Source organism: Sphingobacterium sp. NPDC055346, from assembly GCF_053645235.1.
This window is the reverse complement of sequence record NZ_JBSHMI010000009.1, coordinates 55287-76236: the sequence shown is the minus strand read 5'-3', so window position 1 is coordinate 76236 and position 20950 is coordinate 55287. Positions and strand designations below refer to the sequence as shown.

The following is a 20950-nucleotide window of genomic DNA, read 5'->3' as shown; positions in this document are numbered from 1 at the left end:
TTCCGAATATGTCTCGAATAAGGTCAAAGTATGAGCTGAAATATTAATACTAAAATTTTTCTGACCGATAATATTGAAAAAAACTTTATTTGAGCTTGATTATACTCCCATTCGAGCTACAGGTCCAACCTCTTGTCCAATAAAGTCTTCTTTCAAGAACTTTTGGTAGCCTGCAATGGAAATCATGGCTGCATTATCTGTACAGTATTCAAATTTAGGGATAAATACATTCCAATTATATTTTTTCCCCATTTCAATCAGACCATTCCTTAAACCAGAATTGGCAGATACCCCACCGGCGATGGCAATATCCTTCACTCCGGTCTGCTTGGCTGCTTTCTTTAATTTATTCAACAGGATGGAAACGATACGGCTCTGAACAGATGCACATAGGTCATCCATTTTTTCATTCAAGAAATTAGGGTTCTGTTTTATTTCAGCCTGTACCAAATATAAAATTGCTGTTTTCAATCCTGAGAAGCTAAAGTTCAGATCTGGTATTTGAGGTTCGGGCAACTTAAAGGCATCGGGGTTTCCGTTTTGGGCAAGCTTGTCAATCAAAGGTCCGCCAGGGTAAGGAAGATCTAAAATCTTTGCGGTCTTATCAAAAGCCTCCCCTGCTGCATCGTCTAAAGTTTCGCCCAACAGTTCCATTTCAAAATAATCCTTGACCAATACGATTTGCGTATGACCACCCGAAACGGTAAGGCATAGGAAAGGGAAATTAGGCTTTGGATCATCAATGAAGTGCGCTAAGATATGTGCTTGCATATGATTGACATCGATCAATGGGATATCCATGGCAAAGGCAAATGATTTTGCGAAGGAGGTTCCCACCAATAAAGCACCTAAAAGTCCAGGTCCGCGTGTAAAAGCTACTGCATCTATGTCATTTTTCCGTATTTTAGCAGCAGCGATAGCTTGGTCTACTGTTGGAATGATGTTTTGTTGATGTGCGCGAGAAGCTAACTCAGGAACCACACCCCCATATTTAGCATGAATTGCTTGACTTGCAATAATATTTGACTTAATTTCGCCGTCTATACATATAGAGGCCGAAGTTTCATCACATGAAGATTCTATTCCTAGAATAATGGCCATTTTGAGAGAAGTATAAAATTTAATTTACAAAAGTATCAAAAAAATACTTAAAATAACGCTTATTAGCCTGCTCAGCATACTCGCACTGCTGTCGGTAATTTTATTCTCTTTACAATTTTCATCTGTTCAAACATTTGTCACCAAAAAAGTGGCAAAATACCTTTCCAAAGAGCTTAATGCCAAAGTAGAAATCGGAAGCATTTACTTCAAGCCTTTCTCCGAACTTAATCTCTATAATTTCAACCTGGCAGACCAAAATGGAAACCTAATTCTTTCTGCAAAGAAATTAAATGCAGACCTTATCCTGACGGATTTTTTCCGGAACAAGGTCATCATTGAAAAATTAAATATTGAGCAGGCCTATGTGGATTTTCAGGTCTACAAAGACAGTTCAAACATCAAATTCCTAATCGACTATTTCAGCCCAAAAAAGAAGAAAAAAACTGGCCCTAAGAAGCAAATGGAACTGAAATTGTACGAAGTCAATTTGGTTGACAACCACGTCAAGATCATTAACCATACCCAGAAACACTATAACCGTGGAGTGGATTTTTCGGACATCGAACTGACCCATCTCACAGGCAATTTCAGCAAGATAGAACAGGATAGCAGTTCGATAAAAGCCAAGATCAAGAAATTGACATTCCAGGAGAAATCTGGTTTTATCGTAAGAGAACTGAGTGCAGATGCCTTCGTTACGGACCAATCCATGGAATTTGACCAATTAAAGCTGATCACCAACAATTCCTCTTTGGGAAGACACTTGAAATTCAGTTATAAAGATTTTGGCGACTTTAGTGATTTCGTGAAGAAAGTACAGATTGAGTCAAGCATGAGCAATGTATTTGTTGATTCCAAGGACATCGAATACTTTGCGCCAGACATGAAATTTGTCAAGTTTAAAGCCAAAGTAAACCAAGGTAGTGTCAAGGGTACGGTAGCCAATATGTTCGTGAAGGATGCCGATATACAGACCGGAGAGGAAACCCGATTGACGGGGGATTTCAGCATCAAGGGGCTACCCGATATCAACAGGACAATTTTTGATTTCAATGCCAATCAGTTGCAGACCAGCGCTTCTGACGTGGAAAAACTGGTACCTGAACTTTCTAACAGAGGTTCTTTTGACTTACCTGAGCAGCTTCATAGATTGGGACAGATTAATTTTAGGGGGACTTTTAAAGGGCTGTATAACTTATTTGATGTCGTGGGGGCCTTCGACACGGAATTGGGAAAATTAGAGACCAACGCTAAAATAGACATCCAAAAGAATATTCAGTACGCTGGAAACATGAAATCTGAAGAGTTTCAGATTGGAAATTTGATCAACAGCAATAGCATCAAGAACACGGGGCTTAATCTGGACTTTGATGGGCAAAACTTGGATTTCAAAGAAATTCAATTGAACATCATAGGAGACCTGAGAAGACTACAACTTAATAATTACCAATACGACAGCGTATCCGTGGATGCCTTCCTATTTGAGGAGCAGATTGAAATGAATGGCCACATCAGTGACCCGAACATTGCCTTGGCTTATGATTCGAAAATTAACCTATCCGGTGAATTCAACATCTATAATGTTGATGCCCAGATCGATCAAATCAACCTAAAGAAATTAGGCTTGGTCAATAAGGATAGCATCATCATCTATGATTCCAATATCAGCACGCACCTGACCGGCAACAACCTCAACAACTTGAACGGAGACCTTCGGGCCAATCAGATCAATATGCAGACCAGTAAGGGGAAATTCAGCATTGATGATGTGTTCTTTGCCGCTGAAGGCAATGAAACGGATAGGCTCTTGACCCTGAAATCCAATGTGATGGATGGAGAGATGAAAGGTGTGATAGACCTGAACACACTTGTACCTTATTTCAAGGCATTGGCCATGAAATATGCACCGGCAATTGGCTTGGAAACAGAACCGTACAATCCTCAAATTTTCGACCTTGAACTCAAGGTCAAATCCTTTGAACCTGTATCCGCATTTTTGGACCCAACCTTAACCTTGGAGGATGGAGCAACCTTAGAGGCCCACTTTAATTCAGAAGATTTTACGGCCGAATTCAATGCCTTTAGTCCTTTTGTCAAGTATCAGGGCATTAACCTGCAAAACCTGAGCATCGATGAGATTGCTGATGAACATGCTTTCTCCCTAAACCTGAAAGCGGACAAGGTATTTCTGACAGACTCCGTTTTTGTCAATAATGTTGAAATCAACAATATCCTTTCCAAGGACAGCCTATTGTTTAATATCAAAGGGGCAGAAGAAACCGAAAAGAATTACATGCGTTTGAATGGTAACATTCACTTCGCACACAATAAACCTGCATATATCCGTTTTGAGGAGTCCACCATCGTTGTGAATTATGAACCTTGGGCTTTCAACAAAGATGCTGAAATGCGGGTGTCCAAGGGGAAATTCTATTTAAACAACTTAATTGCATCCCAAGGAAACCAAAGGGTGGAATTCAATGGCGTATTATCCAATGAAGACGATAAACTGGACATCAAATTTGAAAGGTTCAACCTGCATTCTTTGGAAACGGTAACAAAGCCAATAGGGGTTCATTTAGATGGTGAATTGAACGGAAACATCGAATTGCATTCCATTTTCAAAAAGCCTTACCTATCTGCAAACGTAACCACCACACCTTTGGTGTGGAACCAAATACCAATTGGGCAATTGGTCCTGTTAGCAGATTTCGATCCGGAATCGAAGGTGGCCAATTTGGATTTCCAGTTATTGGACGACCGAAAAAGAGGATTGACCCTGAACGGTACCTACCAAGTGGTATCCGGTGAACAAGCCATAAATTTAAAGGGAAACCTGAACCAGACCGAATTGATCTTGTTCCAACCTTTTATCCGTAGCTTGGCATCCGACCTGGAAGGAAAAATGGATGCGGACCTTCAAATCACAGGAACACTTCAAAATCCGCAAATCAATGGTTCAGCGAAGATTGAAAGTGCATCCTTCAAGGTTAATTACCTAAAGACCACCTATAACCTGAACAATCAGTCTGTGATGATCGATAATAACGCGGTCATGATGAATAACCTGACCTTTACCGACTCTAAAGGGCATCAGGCCGTAGCGGGTGGAGTAGTCAATCTTTCAACATTGAGCAATCCATATATCGATGTGAATGTAGCGACCAATAATGTGATGATCCTGAATACAACCTATAAGGACAATAACCTATATTATGGTACTGCATATGCCACAGGAACCTATCAATTTAAAGGATATACCTCGGCGATCGACATTAATATCAAGGCCAGGTCAGAGGACAATACGGTAATCAGTATTCCATTCAATACGGCCATGACGATCTCAGAAAGTGACTTTATCTACTTTGTCAGTAAAGACTCCAGCGTAAACAAGGAAAATGCAAACCGATATTTCCTAAAGGGCATGACGATGAATATGGACCTGGAGTTGACTCCGAGTGCAGAGGTCAACCTACAGACCGACATTGGTTCGCTGAAAGGTACTGGAACCGGAGAAATCAGTTTGAAGATTTCCAGTTTGGGCGATTTTGAGATGTTCGGGGATTACGCCATCAATTCGGGAAAATTCCACTTTACGGCGCAGGATTTTATCAACAAATATTTCGACATCAAGCAAGGTGGAACGATTCGCTGGACGGGATCTCCTTCTGGAGCAACCGTCAATATCACGGCAGTTTATCAACAGCGCACCTCCATTGGTGATCTGTATAATGCAGCTGGGCGTGCCGGCACGGACGAAAGAGTATTGGCGCAGGCTGACATGATCATCAAGGGAACCTTGAGCCAGCCCGATGTCTCCTTTGACCTGAACTTCCCACAGACACCATATGTCAAGGATGAACTGCAAGCCTATTTCAGCGATGCCAATAATGTCAATCAACAGGCATTGAGTTTAATTATCCGGAGAAGCTTTACCGCTGGAAACTCGGGAGAAATTGGCAGGGAGGTAAACAACACCTTATTATCTGCTGGAACGGAAATCGCCTTTAACCAATTAAACAATATTCTGGCGCAATCCCTAAAGATCAACTTCTTGGATTTCAACATCCGATCGCTAAACGATGCCTCTGCATCCTTCCGATTCTTTGATGACCGATTGGTATTGACAGGAGGAATTGTGGACCGTAGGAACATACAGACGACCGACCTGACCTTTTTCTCTAACCAGGTGGCGACCGATGCCGAACTGACCTATAAGATCAGGAGAGATGGTAGCTTAATGTTTAGGGCATATAACCGATTGAATACAAGAAATATTCTCTTTACCCCTACGGACGATTATATCAATGCTGTAGGTTTGGTATACCGTCAGGAATTCAATACCCTTGGTGAGTTTTGGCGTAAGATGTGGACATGGAAGCCTAAGCGCGACAGCTTCCCATCTATCCCTAACATCCCGCAGGACAGCATCAAGAGCTCGTCTGACAGCAGTACGAACGTTAATCCAGGTAAAGCTCCAAAAGCTGGTTATGTTCCGCCTCCAGGCTTCCACTAAACTCAGGCTGCTTGGCACGGTTGTACCAGTACCTAGCATTCCATAGATCCCCTTCCACACGATGTAGGTAAGCATGCACATGGGCAGACCCTCTATCATTAAGGTGATCGATCAGGTCATGCGCATTTTTCCAGTCCCCTTTCGCATCATACCATAGTGCTTGAACCTGTACATTCCAGTTTGGATTTGGCTGAGCGTCTTTCAAGGTTGATTTAAATTCTTCTAAAGTCATGGAATTAAGATATTCATTTTTTTAAGATAAAGGAAATCGTGCGGCTTTCGAGGCGATAGATTTCAAGAGATGGTTAAAAACAAAAGGGCGATAATCGCCCTTTTGTTTTTATTATTTAAACTTGCTTGCCAAGGCTGCCAGTTTAGCTGCCATATCGGTTTCAGGTGCTCGCTCCTGACGTTTGTCGGAACGTTTATCTGAACGTTTCTCCGAATGTTTCCTTGGGGCTTTTTCCTCCGTTTTCATGGTCAGACTGATTCTGTTTCTTTTTTCATCAACTTCAGTCACTGTAACGGTCACCTGTTGTTGAACTTTTACGACCTCATGGGGGTCAGAAACAAAATGGTTAGCCAGTTGGCTGAGGTGAACCAATCCATCCTGATGAACACCGATATCCACGAATGCTCCAAAATTGGTAATATTCGTAACGATACCTGGCAGTTTCATACCGATTTTCAGGTCTGAAATCTTATTCACTCCCTCGGTAAATGAGAAGGCTTCAAACTTATCACGAGGGTCCAACCCTGGTTTAGCCAATTCAGCCATGATATCATTCAAGGTAGGCAACCCTACTTCATCCGATATGTATTTCTTCAGGTCAACACTCTTTCTGACCTTTTCATCTTTCATCAGGTCCTGGATGGAAACATGTATATCTTTCGCCATCTGTTCCACCAAAGCATAACGCTCGGGGTGAACTGCAGAGGCATCCAAAGGATGATCCGCATTGCGGATACGCAAGAAACCCGCGGCCTGTTCAAAAGCCTTGTCCCCTAGCCTAGGCACCTTTTTCAATTCCCTGCGAGAACTGAATGGGCCATTTTCTTTCCTATAGTTAATGATCTGTTGCGCCAAAGCAGGCCCTAACCCAGATATATAGGATAGGATCTGTTTCGAAGCTGTATTCAACTCCACCCCAACCGAGTTCACACAGGACATCACGGTATCATCCAGCGCTGACTGCAATTTATTTTGATCCACATCATGTTGGTACTGTCCAACCCCGATTGATTTAGGATCGATCTTCACTAACTCGGCCAAAGGGTCCATTAATCTTCTACCGATGGAGACTGCACCTCTCACGGTTACATCATGGTCGGGGAATTCTTCCCTTGCCACTTCTGAAGCAGAATAAATAGATGCTCCACTTTCATTGACCATTACGATTGTTGCTCCCGGCATATTCATTTTACGGATAAAATCTTCCGTTTCCCTACCGGCAGTACCATTACCGATAGCAATGGCTTCGATATCATGTGCTGAGATCAATTTTTTGATGATACGCTCAGCTTCCGCCTGTCCGGCCGCGCCATTGTGCGGGAAGATAGCCGTATTTTCCAAAAGGTTCCCTTGCGCATCTAAAACGACCGTCTTACAACCAGTCCTGAACCCTGGGTCAATGGCCAACAGTCTTTTTTGACCAAGTGGTGCCGCCAATAACAATTGACGAACATTGTCCGCAAATACCTTAATGGCTTCCTCATCAGCTTTCTGTCTCGTCAATACGCGGATTTCCGTTTCCATAGAAGGCTTTAGGAGACGTTTATAGCTATCGGACAGTGCCAATGACACTTGTTTGCTCGCTTCATTGTTTCCTTTGATATATAGCTTCTCAATGCCTGGAACGACATCTGTTTCAGCGATATCAATATCGAGGTACAATAATTCCTCCTTTTCACCTCTTCGCATGGCCAAGACACGGTGCGAAGGGGCATCTTTCAGGGATTCAGCCCATTCGAAATAATCTTTGTATTTCAGTGCAGCTTCTTCTTTGCCTGGAACAACACGCGAAACGAACTGTCCTTTGTTCAACAATGTTTTTCGGGCATGAGCGCGCACTTCTGCATCTTCAGCGATTTGCTCGGCTATGATATCACGAGCACCAGCGAGTGCTTCTTCCAAGGTTGCTACACCTTTTTCATCATCGATGAAATTGGCAGCATTGGATTCCACATCCAATTTATCTTGCGTAAGCAAGAGATCAGCTAAAGGCTGCAGGCCTTTTTCGCGCGCTGCAGAAGCTCTGGTCTTGCGCTTAGGTTTGTAAGGCAAGTAGATATCTTCCAAGGCAGCCATGGTTTCGGCTGATTTCACTTGGATCTCTAGTTCCGGAGTAAGCTTACCTTGATCAGCGATCGACTTCAGGACGGCTTCCTTACGTTTGTCCAAGTCTCTCAATTGCTGCATGCGATCACGGATGGCTGTTATCTGCACTTCATCCAAGCTTCCGGTCAATTCCTTACGGTATCTCGCGATAAAAGGAACCGTTGCACCTTCATCCAATAGGTTGATGGTGGTATGCACTTGTTTCTCGCTAATCGACAATTCTTTCGATACGATAATCTCGTGGGATGTACTCATAAAATATTTTAAAATGAAAAAACAAAGCTGTTGAATGGATTCCAACAGCTTATCGATATAGAATTCTTAATTGTTTTAGGCTTTTTTAGAATTATTATCTTCTAATGGATTTTGCTCAACTTCGGGTTCAGGGGTTTCCGTTGAGTTAGCTACTGCTTGGGTGTCATCAGCAGCTGGGCTGTCATTGCTTCCAAAGTGATCATTATAACCATAGCTATAGTAATCGTCCTGTGTTGGCGTGCTGTATGGCTTATGCTCATAGGTTCCAGCAGGAGCCGTAAATTGAGGAACTTTCTTCTCCACTACACCCTCTTCGGACACTTCCTCTGTTTCGGTGGCTGCATTTACCTGTTCAAAATCTTGGATAGGTGTTGCAGCAGGTTTATTGGTTTCAGGCTCTTTATCAATATCTGTTTTTATATCGTCAATTTCTTTTTCGAAGTTATTGATCTGATCTGAAATCTCTCTCTTAATCCCCTCAGAAGCATCTTTAAATTCCCGGATACCACGTCCCAGTCCTCTAGCCAATTCTGGTAATTTCTTGCCACCAAAAAGCAATAATGCAACTAAAATAATAAGCATCATCTCTTGGGTACCAATGTTCAAAAACGCTAAATTCATCTCTACTTTATTAATTGTTAATAAGCTAAGGTAAGTCTATTATTTTTTTTCAGCAATTTTTTGATGTAAATATTTAGAAACAAAAAGTTAACCCAAACATGATTCGCTAAGCAAGTTTTAACTCGTACCTTTGTGCTCTTTACTTTTTTCGTATATGCTGCAGAAAATCAAATCCAATAAAATTTATTACTTAAGTACGATGGCTTTGGCGGGTCCGGTTGTGATTTCACAATTGGGGCATACCTTGGTCCAAACAGCAGATACCATTATTGTCGGTCACTTTGCAGGGACCATCCCATTGGCAGCAGTTTCCTTGGTGCACTCTGTTTTCATGGTAGTTTTGGTGATAGGCTTGGGGATAGCTTACGGCTTGACACCTTTGATCGCCCAAGAAAACGGTCGTCAGAATTATAAGGAATGTGCAAAATTATTATCCAATAGTTTTTGGTTGAACATTGTATCAGCTATCCTGCTCTTCCTATTCGTTTTTTATGGTTCTATGTTTGCCATGGAACATGCCGATCAGGATCCTGAGGTAGTTAAGACTGCGAAGCCATATCTATTGATCTTGAGTCTTTCTATCATGCCCTTAATGGTCTTCAATACCTTCAAACAGTTTGCGGAAGGTTTGGGATTCACCAAACAGGCGATGAACATTACCATCTGGGGGAATGTGCTGAACGTCATCATTGCCGTAATCCTTGTGAAAGGGATGTTCGGAATCGAACCGATGGGCGTGCGTGGTGTGGGTATTGCAACCTTGGTTGACCGCATCTTGATGATGATCGTGATGGCTTGGTATGTGTTGAAATCGAAAAACTTCAAGCGCTATATCGACCATTTCTCGGCCAAGTTTATTGACTTCAATAGAGTAAAACAGATCTTTAAGATAGGCGGTCCTGTGGCGATGCAATATGTATTTGAAATCGGAGCATTTGCAGGAGCGGCGCTAATTGCAGGTAAGATCGGTGCGGTAGAGCAGGCAGCTCACCAAACGGCCATAACACTGGCGGCAATGACCTATATGATGGCAAGTGGAATTGCTTCTGCGGCTACCATCAAGGTGGGCAATGCCTATGGAAACAAAAACTTCTTCCGCCTACAGAAGTTCGCAACGGTGTCCTACCATTTGGTATTGATTTTCATGGTTATCTGTGCGATTATTTTTGCTGTGTTCAATCAATACCTGCCATACATCATCAGCAAGGATCATGAGGTCGTGGTTATGGCATCACAGTTATTGATCATTGCAGGAATGTTCCAAATATTTGATGGTACGCAGGTGGTAGGTCTAGGTACATTACGGGGTATGGGTGATGTGAATTCCCCTACTTTTATTACATTCTTTGCCTATTGGGTGATCGGTTTACCAACAGCCTATTTCTTGGGAATTCAACTGAACTTTGGCGTTAAGGGAATATGGTACGGTTTGACCTTGGGCTTATTGACCTCTTCGATATTACTATATTTCAGATACCGCTATATGGTGATGATGAAATTACCGAGGCATCAGCTTATGGTAAATGGATAAAACAAAAACGCTCATCGGATGATGAGCGTTTTTGTTTTATTATGGATTAGATAACTCTTTCAGAGTCCCAATTTTCTAAGTAATCAGCCACACGTCGGATAAACTGCCCACCCAATGCACCGTCAATAACGCGATGGTCATAGGACATGGAGATATACATCATATGGCGTACAGCAATGACATCACCAAATTCAGTTTCCAGAACTGCCGGTTTCTTTTTGATCGTTCCGACGGCTAGGATAGCTGCCTGAGGTTGGTTAATGATCGGCATCCCAAAGATATTGCCAAATGCACCGATGTTGGTGAAAGTGAAAGTACCACCTTGGGTATCGTCTGGCTTAAGCTTGTTGCCTCGAGAGCGGTTCGCCAAGTCATTCACAGACCTGGAGATTCCGGTTAGGCTCAGTTGATCGACATTCTTGATTACCGGAACGATAAGGTTGCCTGTAGGCAGTGCCGTTGCCATTCCTATATTGATGTTCTTTTTACGGATAATATTATAACCATCTACTGAAACATTCACCATTGGAAAATCTTTGATGGCTTTTGCAATAGCTTCAATGAACAATGGTGTGAAGGTAATATTCTCACCTTCAGATTTCTTATAGCCATCTTTTACTTTGTTTCTCCAATTCACCAAATTGGTTACATCGGCTTCGACAACAGAGAAAACATGCGGAGAAGTCTTGACACTGTTCACCATATGGTCTGCAATCAGCCTACGCATACGGTCCATTTCAATGATCTCTGAATCAGCATTACTACTTTTCACGACCTGAGCTGCTGGGGTTTGAGGTTCCTCTACTTTAGGCTGAGGTCTTTCTTCAGTAGCGGGTTGAACAGGCTTTGGCAATTGAACGCCTTTGTTCTGTTCAAGGTAATTCAAGATATCTTGTTTGGTCACCCTTCCTTCACCGCCAGTACCTGGGATACCGTCAAGCTCTTTTTGGGAAATACCCTCTTGCTGAGCGATATTCCTTACTAAAGGAGAATAGAAGCGGATGCCGGAGTGGATCTCCTGATGGTTGGATTCGATTTGAATATTTTTTTCCTGAACCTGATCAAGACCAGGGATATCATAGTCTGGTATTTCCAATGCCGGTGATTCGACATCAGCAAGGTCCTTATGAATGGATTCGGATTCGTTTGCAGTATCTACAGGCGTATCTGAGCTTTCAGTAGGTTCTTCCTGTTGGGTAGACTGAGGCTCTTGGCTTTCCTCCTCAGGTCCTTCAATTTCAATCAGGGCAATGACCTCACCGACCTGAACTACCTGATTTTCTTCGAACAATCTTTCTTTAAGAATTCCAGATACTGGCGATGGAACTTCAGAATCGACCTTATCGGTAGCAAGTTCTACAACTGCATCATCCTCTTCAATATGATCCCCAACCTGCTTTACCCATTTGGTCAGGGTCGCTTCAGAGACGCTCTCCCCCATCTTAGGTAACAAAAGTTTATATATTGCCATCTATTATTATTTGGATTGTTAGATTACTAAGTTAATTATTAATACTTACTTGACAAGTGAACAAAATTAAATATTTTATCATATATAATTAACAAAATATCGTTTTGTTAAAACTCTGATTCTTGTTGAAATAAGTTCCAGAGCATCAGTAATGCCTGAGCAGTAGTGCGTTCTATGTTAATTAAACGGTCATGATGGAAGTGAAACAGCTTTGTTTTCACCTCATTCTTACCCGCAATGGCCACCCAGACCGTCCCTACAGGTTTCTCGGCCGTACCCCCATCTGGGCCGGCAATTCCACTGGTAGCAATGGCATAATCCACCTCTAACCTTTGCTGAACGCCCTTTGCCATTTGAATGACGGTCTCCTCACTTACGGCTCCATGGGCGATCAAGGTTTCCCTATCTACCCCTAACACATGCTCCTTAACTTCATTGGCATAGGCAACAACCGCTCCATTGAACATTTTACTGGAGCCCGGAATTTCGGTTATCAACCTGGAGATATTGCCTCCAGTACAGCTTTCTGCTGTCGCTAAGGTCTTTCCCTTTTCAGAAAAAGCATGGACGATGACCTCTTCAAAACTGATATCCTCCGTAGCTACCACCGCATTGCCAATTCGATCGACCAATTTATTTTTCCAGTCCTCTGCTTCGACTTCAAGCTTTTCAAGATCTGATCCGGATGCAGTCAACCTTAATCGAACCAAGCCGATCTTAGGCAAGTATGCTAAATGGATATGCGGAGGAAATTGATCCTCAATCGCTGCAATATGTTCAGCTAGATGGGACTCTCCTATTCCGACCGTCAGGATATATTTGTTGACCACCTTTTCTTCCGTCTTAAAGTCCTTCAATTTAGGAAGGACTCGGTAAGTCATCAGGTTCTTCATTTCAAATGGAACCCCAGGAAGGAACACATAGACCTTGCCATCATGCTCTACCCACATACCGGGAGCAGTACCCCAATCATTGAACAGCACATCGGCATTGGCCAATACTTCAGCTTGTCCCTTATTGATTTCAGGCATGGTACGTCCGAAACGATGGAAGATCTGTTTGACATGTTCCATCACCTCTGGATTATGGACCAAAGTAGTGTTAAAGAATTTTGCAGCTGTAAACTTGGTCACATCATCTTTGGTAGGCCCTAGACCACCGGTACAGATGATGATTTCGGCACGGCTGGCAGCATCATGCAATGCTTCCAGGATATGGCTTTCCTGGTCTGTGATAGAAGTGATCTGTTGTATTTGGATTTGCTGGGCGAATAGCTCTTGGGCTATCCAAGCAGAATTGGTATCTACTATCTGTCCGAGCAAGATTTCATCACCAATGGTAATAATTTCAGCTTTCATAGATATAGTTTTATACAGAATGTCTATTAGTACGAATAGTGACTCTGTCTCTTGGTCAATTTTAAATCCTGTAATATGGATGCTTTCGCACGTATGGTAATATTATAACTCTTATAGGTTCCGAATGGCACCCAGCCCACCGACATATCCCAACAGTGCAGATCTCTATAGATGCTGACCTGGGTCATGGATGCTTCTTTCTGCACAAAGTCGTAACCGGTGTTGAATTGTACCTTCCACTTAGGAGTCACATTAAAATCACCATGCACGTTTACCGTACTGGTCAATCTGGTCTCCATTCTTTGCTTTTCACGACTGAATACACGGGCATAGTTCATACTGAATGAACCGGCCAAGTTCCATGGAATATTGAAATCCACAAATGCATTCGGGTCGGTACTGATCCTTGCCAAGGCTTGCGCCTGTTCAGGCGTTAGGTTAGGCATAGAGCTTCTCAGGGAGTCAATATTATCGCTTCTGTTTTGGTTTGCTTTCGGGTTTAGACTATAGTCGAAGGATAAACCAAAGTTGGTCAAGCGTGCTAGCGTACCATCTTTGATTGCAAAACGGTCAATACGGTTACCGGTATATTTATCGTAGGTATATGGATCGAATACCCCGTTGAAGTTCACATTTACTTTTTTGTCGAACAGGGCTGTACGACCAGAGAAAGTAATCTGGGAAAGTTTCAGGGAATCGGCCGCCACGTTGTAGTTACCACTGAAGGTCAGACCTTGGATTATGGGCACCTTTTTGATCCCGGTACCGGTGGTGTCCTTATCGTTCCGGATCTTGGCCTCGAGGGTATTATCCACGGAGAATCCAATACCAAAGGATTTACCTGCGCTCGGTGTTCCATAAATACCGTTCTCGAAGATGGAGTATCTGCTGTACACCCCATTTTCATCCGTAAAGTCCCGATAGAAACCATAACGGGCATCCGAGAAATCGGGTCTATAGTTCACATTCACCGATGGGGTAATGGTGTGTCGCATGGCTTCGATCTTCCCGATCTTCTTGTTCATCTGACCATAGATCTTGGTCGATAATCCTGAAGATACTGAATAGTCGTAAGCACGCTTAAAGCCCTGAAGGGTATCTCTTACGTTTTGAAATCCATAAGGTTGGTTCACCAGTCTGTTCCTTACATATTGAAGGTACCAGCGCTCGGTATAGTTGAATGAAGTATTGAATTGGAAGTACTTCATCACGTTTAAACTTAAACTTACTGGGATATTGTGCTGTACACCATTGGTGAATTTATTCAGTGATTCTTTTCTGAACAACAGGGAATCTGTCGTTACGATTCGGTTTTGACCTTGCAAGCTATATCCTACCGTGATACGCTGATACCATTTCTGTTCACCGATGCGGTCTTTGGAATCGAATGGGTTGAAGGTTGCAACGTTTAAACTGATGGTTGGTAGGTCCATGGACAAGGCTCCTGTTGATAGGTTCTGTTCATGGGACATATTTGCCGTGAAATTCACCTTGCCATCAGCAAACACTTTTCCGTAAGCAACCGATGAACGCATACTGTTGTTGATCGCTTGCTGAGGGTTATAGCCACCTGTTGTGGCAGCATTACGGTAAGCATTTCGAGAACCGAAGTTTACCGATGCGGAGAATGATGTACCTGGATTTGCTTCTTGACGTTGAGAGTGGTTCCAAGTAAATCGGAAGTTTTTCTCGCGACCATAATTATCTGTTCCTTCCACCCCTTGCACATATGAGCCATATTGAAGGGCGAAGTTACCATTGAACTTATAATTCACTAAGTATTGGGTCCTCACATTGGCTTCCCAGGTTCCTTTGGAATATAAGGTACCCCTGATTTCCGAGTCCCAATAATCATTGAATGTCAGGTACCATCCTAGATCACGCATCGCGAAACCTCTAGCGGCATCTTCACCGAAAGATGGAAATAGGAATCCGGAACTTTTCTTGTCCTGTTTAGGAAAAAAACCAAATGGGATGGCCAAGAACTTAATCGGAATATTTGCTACGACCAAATAGGAAGGTCCGGCAATAATCTGTTTCTGGGTGATGACCCCTTTGGTAATCTGAATACCAAAGTGAGTATGTGGATAAGGTAGGTTACAGGTGGAGTAAAGCCCTTTGTAAAGGGACATTTCATCATAGATGTTTTTCCTGACCTCTCTGGCCTGAATGTATCCCCCGTCAACCTCGGTCATTACACCGAAGGTTTTGGGCACTTGAGTCTTATAGTTGTAGAGAAGGGAGTCGACCGCAATGGGCGATTCACCGGGCATGATCACGACGGGACGACCTACATATTTGCCGTTATGGTCCATTACCCCGGAGGCAAACAGGACATTGGTATTTCTATCCAAACGGATATAATCCGCTGCCAATTCAAAGCCTTGGTATTTAACTTTGGCGCCTTTGTATAAGTGAAGAACGTTTTTACTGACCTGGTTCCATGAGGAATCATTTGCGGAAATGGTCACAACGGTTTCCAAACCACCTTGATCTTTCATGTGGACTGTATCCTGACCATTTACTTCCTTGAAGTTATTTCTGCTGGTATCGGTCGGAATTGTATCTCTTTGAAGTGTGTCTATTGTAACATTTTGAGTGCGAGAATTGGTCTCCACCTGAGCCTGTAGCACAGACATCCCAATAAAAAAAAACAGAATGGAAAGGAAAAAACAACTTAAGGCCTTCAAAATGAAATATGAATGTTATTTTTGTGCTAATTTTAAACTCTTGTTGGCAAAAATAGTCAAAAATCAATAACAACGATTAGGTTTTTCAAAAGTTAATCATATTTAACAGTTTACATTTGCAATGTTATTGATAGGACTAAAATAATAACGTTAACTATGAATTTCAATAAATCAACAAAAATATCGATTACGTTTGCAGCAGTACTTCTTCCCTTGATTTTCTTGAGCGGTATTGTTCATTCCACTGAAAAGAAAAATCCTGAGAATAATCCTCCTCAAACTTCGCAATCCAATAAAACATTCAAATTGGTCGTTATTGACCCAGGACATGGTGGTAATCTACCCGGTGCTCGAGGAAGGACCACCGTGGAAAAGGATATTACGCTGCAAGTGGGAAAACGATTGAAAGAAGCGATTGAAAAAGAAATGCCTGGCGTAAAGGCTATGTTGACCCGTGAAACTGATGTGGATGTTCCTTTTCACGAAAGGACAGCCTTGGCAAATAAAAACCATGCTGACCTTTTTATCTCTATCCACTGCAACTCGGCCGATGTCGACCGCCGAGTGAAAGGTAAGAACGGGCGCTATACCACCAGGACCATCAGGAACCCTGGAGTAAGTGGTACCGAAACTTTTGTTTGTGGTTTTAACAGGTTGCAGCGAGGAGAATCGGAAGTAGCCGTTAGGGAGAATGCCGATATTCTTTTTGAAGAGAACTATCAGGAGAACTATGGCGGATTTGACCCAAATGACCCTTCTACCTATATTATCTTCTCTTTAATGAAGAGGACATATCGCGATAAGAGCATTCGGTTTGCAACTCATATCCAAAATGAATATGTTAAAAAAGGCCGTCCAAACCGCGGGGTACAAGAATTATCCCTGGCAGTTTTAGCTTCGGCAGCTATGCCCGCTGTACTGACGGAAATCGGCTTTATTTCTAACCCAGATGAAGAACAGTACATGGCTTCTGAAGCTGGACAGAATGAAATCGTAGGTAATTTAGTGGACGCCATCAAGCAATATAAATCAAATTCAATTGCACATTAGGAATAGAATTTGATAGGAAACAGAAACGATTAAGAGAAATTGGAGAAATTGACAACAAAAAAGACAAACGTGATTCGGAAAATTGGGTTATTGTTGACTTGTATCTCAGTGGTTGTATTAGCGAGTTTTAAACCAAAAGATTTACAAAGCGACCAAAGTGGAAGTCCTAGAAAAATTAAAACAATAGTATTAGATCCTGGGCATGGTGGACATGATTCTGGGGCAGTAGGTAGGCAATCTAAGGAAAAAGACATTGCCCTACAGGTGGCCTTGAAACTGGGAAAGAAGATCCAGAAGGAGTTCCCAGGCATCAAAGTGATCTATACACGTACCACGGATGTATATCCTAAACTCTATGAACGTCCTGCATTGGCAAATAAGCATCATGCGGACCTTTTTATTTCCATACACTGTAACTCAGGTGGTGCCAGTAGCCGTAGGGTAAAAAACAGCCGAGGTCGTTATGTCACGCAACGTGTGCTGAACACCTCCGCGAAAGGAACCGAAACATTGGTTCTGGGTTTTAGCCGTACCGGTGACCAAGATGTAGCGATCCGTGAGAACGCATCCATCCTAATGGAGGAAAACTACAAAGAAAACTATGGTGGTTTTGACCCTAAAGACCCCTCTACCTACATCGTATTTTCATTGATGAAAAGAAAATTTAGAGAGCAAAGTATCCGTCTTGCATCCTATATGCAAGATCAATTTGCGGGATCTAGCCGTACGGACAGAGGTGTAAAGGAACAATCTTTAGCGGTTTTGGCAACAGCAGGTATGCCGGCAGTATTGACCGAAATCGGATTTATTTCCAATCCAGATGAGGAACGCTTCATGATGTCATCCGCTGGACAAGAATCAATTGTCACCGATTTGTTCAATGCCATAAATACCTACAGAAAAAGCATAGAAAAATAAACTTTTTCTTAAATTGGCGGTTAGAACAGAGTGGTAGTACTTAAATAGGGTAATTTTGAAAATATCTAACGAAACTAAAGTCGGGGCATTAACTAGTATTGCTATTGCAATCTTATTTATCGGTTACAGTTTCCTCAAAGGGAACAATGTTTTTAGCAGCGAAAATACTTTTTACACAGAATATGATAACGTGGACGGCCTAGCGGTTTCTAAACCTGTATTGGTCAGTGGTTTCCAAATTGGCCGCGTTTCTAAACTTACCCTCCAACCGAACGGAAAAATTAGGACTGAATTCAAGATCAACAATGACTATGATATCCCATCCAATACAGTGGCAAGAATTGTAAGTGCCGACCTATTGGGTAGTAAGGCCATCGTCTTTGAATTAGGAAACAGCACCACCATGGCCAGAAACGGAGATCCATTGCTATCGGATGTCCAGGCTAACCTGATGGAAAAAGTTGAACCTTTGCAAAAGAAAATCGAAAACTTGGTCGTAAAACTGGATTCCGTACTATCGGGTGTAAACTCGGTATTGGATGAAAACTTCCAAAGAGATTTCAAGAGCAGTGTACATAGTATCTCTGTTTCCTTGAAGAACCTTGAAAAGATTACAGGTGATGTAGATGGATTGATGGGTGCAGAGAAAAACCGCTTGAGTAAGATCCTTGCCAATATGGAGTCCATTACGATGAACTTCAAAAACAACAACGAAAAGATCAATTCCATTTTAGCGAATCTGGATAACCTTTCAGATGATCTATCAAAAACGGAAATCAAGGCGACCGTTGACAATGCCAACCAAGCCATGAAGGACGTGATGGAAATAACCAATAAGATCAATACTGGAGATGGATCACTAAGTCAATTGATCCATGATGAAAAGCTATACAATAACTTAACAAATGCTTCCGAAAATCTGGACCAATTGGTGAAAGACCTGAAAGAAAATCCAGGTAAATACCTGAAGATTTCAATCTTCGGAAAGAAAGACACAAAATAGATTCAACGAATCAATTTTACAAAGAGCTCTAATTTTAACCGATTAGAGCTTTTTTATTGAATTATTTCAAACCACTTAAATTGCTTAAACAACTATCAATTAACTACTTACCTAATCGACTACTAATTATAACCAATAATACATTAAAACAATAAAATATTATTTTAATAATTTTATACTTAAAATAATCAAAGTTTAATTAATTCTATTTGATGTAGCGATAAATATTACTATCCGTTTAAATCATATTGAAGTTATTTTAACACTGAGGATTGATATTTAAGCACTAAAATGTCCCATTTTGATAAATATTCTGATGAAAAGTTATTGGTCCTATTGAAAGACAGCGACCCTAAAGCATTTACAGAGATATATAAAAGGTATTGGGACAAGCTTTTGGTTATAGCCAGCAATAAACTTTCCGACATCCTAGTAGCTGAAGAGATAGTCCAGGATATATTCTTGGATATCTGGAAACGCAGGCAGAGCATCAGACTCAGTGACCAAATAGAAAGATACCTTGCAGCAGCTCTAAAATATAAGATCATTAATTATAGACATAGACTGGCAGTAGAACAAAAGTTTGTTGACTACAGCAAAAGATCTGAGGATGAGAAGTTCTATTCTATGGAAAACTACCTCCAATTTGAAGAACTCAAGACCAAATTGGAAAAATTGGTTACCCAGCTTCCCGAAAAATGCCAACTGGTCTACAAGCTGAGCCGTGAAGAAGGGCTATCCCAAAAAGAAATTGCAAAACGGCTATTAATTGCGGAAAAGACCGTGGAAGCCCATTTAACCCGGGCTCTCAAGAAAATAAAATCAGGCCTCAATTATATCATCTGCTTGTTTTATTAAGACATCATTAAAAAAATATTACTTTTTTTCATTTTCTATATAGGGATATGGGCCCTCACCTTGATTATAGTTATATAGACCTATAATTAAATTACGATGACGGAACAAAATCGCTTAGCCGAACTGGAGCAGAAATGGCTCAATGGTTCGATTTCTGACGATGAGGCAAAGGAATATGCTGCTTGGTACAATAGTGCCCAGAATGACCCTATTAATATCCCTGAGCATATTGCAAGTAGCAAAGAAGAACATAAAACCAGAATCCTAGAAGGTCTATTGGCAAAACTTGAGGTTTCTAATGGCAAAATTCTAGAGCCGAAACCAATGTGGTACAGAAATAAAACCTACCTAGGTATTGCAGCAAGCCTTCTGATGATCCTAGGCATCGCGTCTTATTGGTTTGTTACAGATAATAAAACCCCAGAAAACACTATAACATCTCAAGATAAAAAAGCCGGTACAGAAGGATTGGTCCTTTCTCTAGAAAATGGTGAAACCGTTGAAATCGACTCATTAGCAGACGGACTCATAGCGAGTCAGGATGGCGTTGAGATCTATAAAAAAGATGGGGCCATTTATTATAAAGGCGAGGCCGGAAAGACCTCTTTCAACACCGCCCACACGCCCAAAGGAAGGAAGTTCGAGATCCAACTGCCAGACGGTTCCAATGTCTGGTTGAATGCCGAGTCTACCATTAAATACCCAATTGAATTTGCAGAAAACCAACGCAAGGTCCATGTGACTGGAGAAGCCTATTTTGAGGTCACAAGAAATGAAAATGCACCATTCATCGTTGAAACCGAAGACCAGACCATTCAGGTTTTGGGAACTCAATTCAACATAAATAGTTATTCAAACGAAAATTCTAGCAGAACCACCCTCTTGGAAGGAAGGGTAAAGATCTCCTGTCAAGGTGAAGACCATTTCTTAACACCTAACGAACAAATTACTTATGACCGTCGCGAGGAAAAACTTGCCAAATCGAAGGTGAATGCCAAACAATCCATTAGCTGGGTCCAAGGATATTTCAACTTTCAAGATTCAGACTTAGCAGGAATTATGAAACAAATAGAACGCTGGTACAACATTGAAGTCGAATTCCTAGCAGGGGTAGATCAAAATCAAACCTTCTCCGGCCGCACGAGCATGAACCAAAATCTCTCAGAAGTGCTGAAAGTTTTAGAATTAAGTGGAATCAAAACACAGCTCCAGAACAACAAACTTACCGTAATCCCATGAT

The 20950-nt window shown here is 41.8% G+C and carries 14 protein-coding genes; 7 read left to right on the top strand and 7 right to left on the bottom strand.

Annotated features, from left to right (window positions below):
• Nucleotides 1-99: 99 nt before the first annotated feature.
• On the bottom strand, nt 100-1101 hold the full coding sequence (tsaD, locus tag ACWICE_RS17310) for a tRNA (adenosine(37)-N6)-threonylcarbamoyltransferase complex transferase subunit TsaD (RefSeq protein WP_454298877.1): 1002 nt from the start codon (nt 1099-1101) through the stop codon (nt 100-102).
• Nucleotides 1102-1123: 22 nt separating this feature from the next.
• Here tsaD and ACWICE_RS17305 point away from each other — a divergent pair, with 22 nt between their 5' ends.
• Nucleotides 1124-5617: a translocation/assembly module TamB domain-containing protein gene (locus tag ACWICE_RS17305; protein WP_454298926.1), complete on the top strand. Its 4494-nt coding sequence runs from the start codon at nt 1124-1126 to the stop codon at nt 5615-5617.
• On the opposite strand, the gene ACWICE_RS17300 is transcribed toward ACWICE_RS17305, so the two are convergent.
• The 3 genes from ACWICE_RS17300 to ACWICE_RS17290 all read right to left on the bottom strand — a co-directional run bounded on the left by ACWICE_RS17300 (nt 5562) and on the right by ACWICE_RS17290 (nt 8831).
• Nucleotides 5562-5849 (bottom strand): hypothetical protein, encoded by a 288-nt coding sequence (locus ACWICE_RS17300; RefSeq protein WP_454291291.1) that lies wholly within the window; start codon nt 5847-5849, stop codon nt 5562-5564. The two genes, ACWICE_RS17305 and ACWICE_RS17300, sit on opposite strands and share 56 nt — an antisense overlap.
• A gap of 111 nt (nt 5850-5960) precedes the next feature.
• Nucleotides 5961-8210, bottom strand: coding sequence for a Tex family protein (locus ACWICE_RS17295; protein WP_185214326.1), 2250 nt, complete (start codon nt 8208-8210; stop codon nt 5961-5963).
• Nucleotides 8211-8285: 75 nt separating this feature from the next.
• Nucleotides 8286-8831 (bottom strand): Sec-independent protein translocase subunit TatA/TatB, encoded by a 546-nt coding sequence (locus tag ACWICE_RS17290; protein WP_185218541.1) that lies wholly within the window; start codon nt 8829-8831, stop codon nt 8286-8288.
• A 154-nt stretch (nt 8832-8985) separates the two neighbouring features.
• On the opposite strand from ACWICE_RS17290, the gene ACWICE_RS17285 reads away from it, so the two are divergent.
• Nucleotides 8986-10362 (top strand): MATE family efflux transporter, encoded by a 1377-nt coding sequence (locus ACWICE_RS17285; RefSeq protein WP_254530158.1) that lies wholly within the window; start codon nt 8986-8988, stop codon nt 10360-10362.
• A 46-nt stretch (nt 10363-10408) separates the two neighbouring features.
• On the opposite strand, the gene ACWICE_RS17280 is transcribed toward ACWICE_RS17285, so the two are convergent.
• The 3 genes from ACWICE_RS17280 to ACWICE_RS17270 form a co-directional block, all read right to left on the bottom strand.
• Nucleotides 10409-11833: a dihydrolipoamide acetyltransferase family protein gene (locus ACWICE_RS17280; protein WP_454298876.1), complete on the bottom strand. Its 1425-nt coding sequence runs from the start codon at nt 11831-11833 to the stop codon at nt 10409-10411.
• Between the two features lie 107 nt (nt 11834-11940).
• Nucleotides 11941-13191 (bottom strand): competence/damage-inducible protein A, encoded by a 1251-nt coding sequence (locus tag ACWICE_RS17275; RefSeq protein WP_454298875.1) that lies wholly within the window; start codon nt 13189-13191, stop codon nt 11941-11943.
• Between the two features lie 26 nt (nt 13192-13217).
• On the bottom strand, nt 13218-15830 hold the full coding sequence (locus tag ACWICE_RS17270; protein ID WP_214648520.1) for a putative LPS assembly protein LptD: 2613 nt from the start codon (nt 15828-15830) through the stop codon (nt 13218-13220).
• 207 nt (nt 15831-16037) lie between these two features.
• On the opposite strand from ACWICE_RS17270, the gene ACWICE_RS17265 reads away from it, so the two are divergent.
• From ACWICE_RS17265 to ACWICE_RS17245, 5 genes are all read left to right on the top strand, one after another.
• Nucleotides 16038-16931 (top strand): N-acetylmuramoyl-L-alanine amidase family protein, encoded by an 894-nt coding sequence (locus tag ACWICE_RS17265; RefSeq protein WP_454298874.1) that lies wholly within the window; start codon nt 16038-16040, stop codon nt 16929-16931.
• 69 nt (nt 16932-17000) lie between these two features.
• Entirely contained in the window at nt 17001-17849 is an 849-nt protein-coding gene (locus ACWICE_RS17260; RefSeq protein ID WP_254530167.1) for an N-acetylmuramoyl-L-alanine amidase family protein, read from the top strand.
• A 55-nt stretch (nt 17850-17904) separates the two neighbouring features.
• Nucleotides 17905-18852 carry an MlaD family protein gene (locus ACWICE_RS17255; protein WP_185214320.1) on the top strand — a complete coding sequence of 316 codons (948 nt, stop codon included), beginning with the start codon at nt 17905-17907 and terminating at the stop codon, nt 18850-18852.
• A 291-nt stretch (nt 18853-19143) separates the two neighbouring features.
• Entirely contained in the window at nt 19144-19710 is a 567-nt protein-coding gene (locus ACWICE_RS17250; protein ID WP_454292252.1) for an RNA polymerase sigma-70 factor, read from the top strand.
• Nucleotides 19711-19806: 96 nt separating this feature from the next.
• Complete coding sequence (locus ACWICE_RS17245) at nt 19807-20949, top strand: FecR family protein (RefSeq protein WP_454298873.1); 1143 nt, start codon at nt 19807-19809, stop codon at nt 20947-20949.
• Nucleotide 20950: the final 1 nt, after the last annotated feature.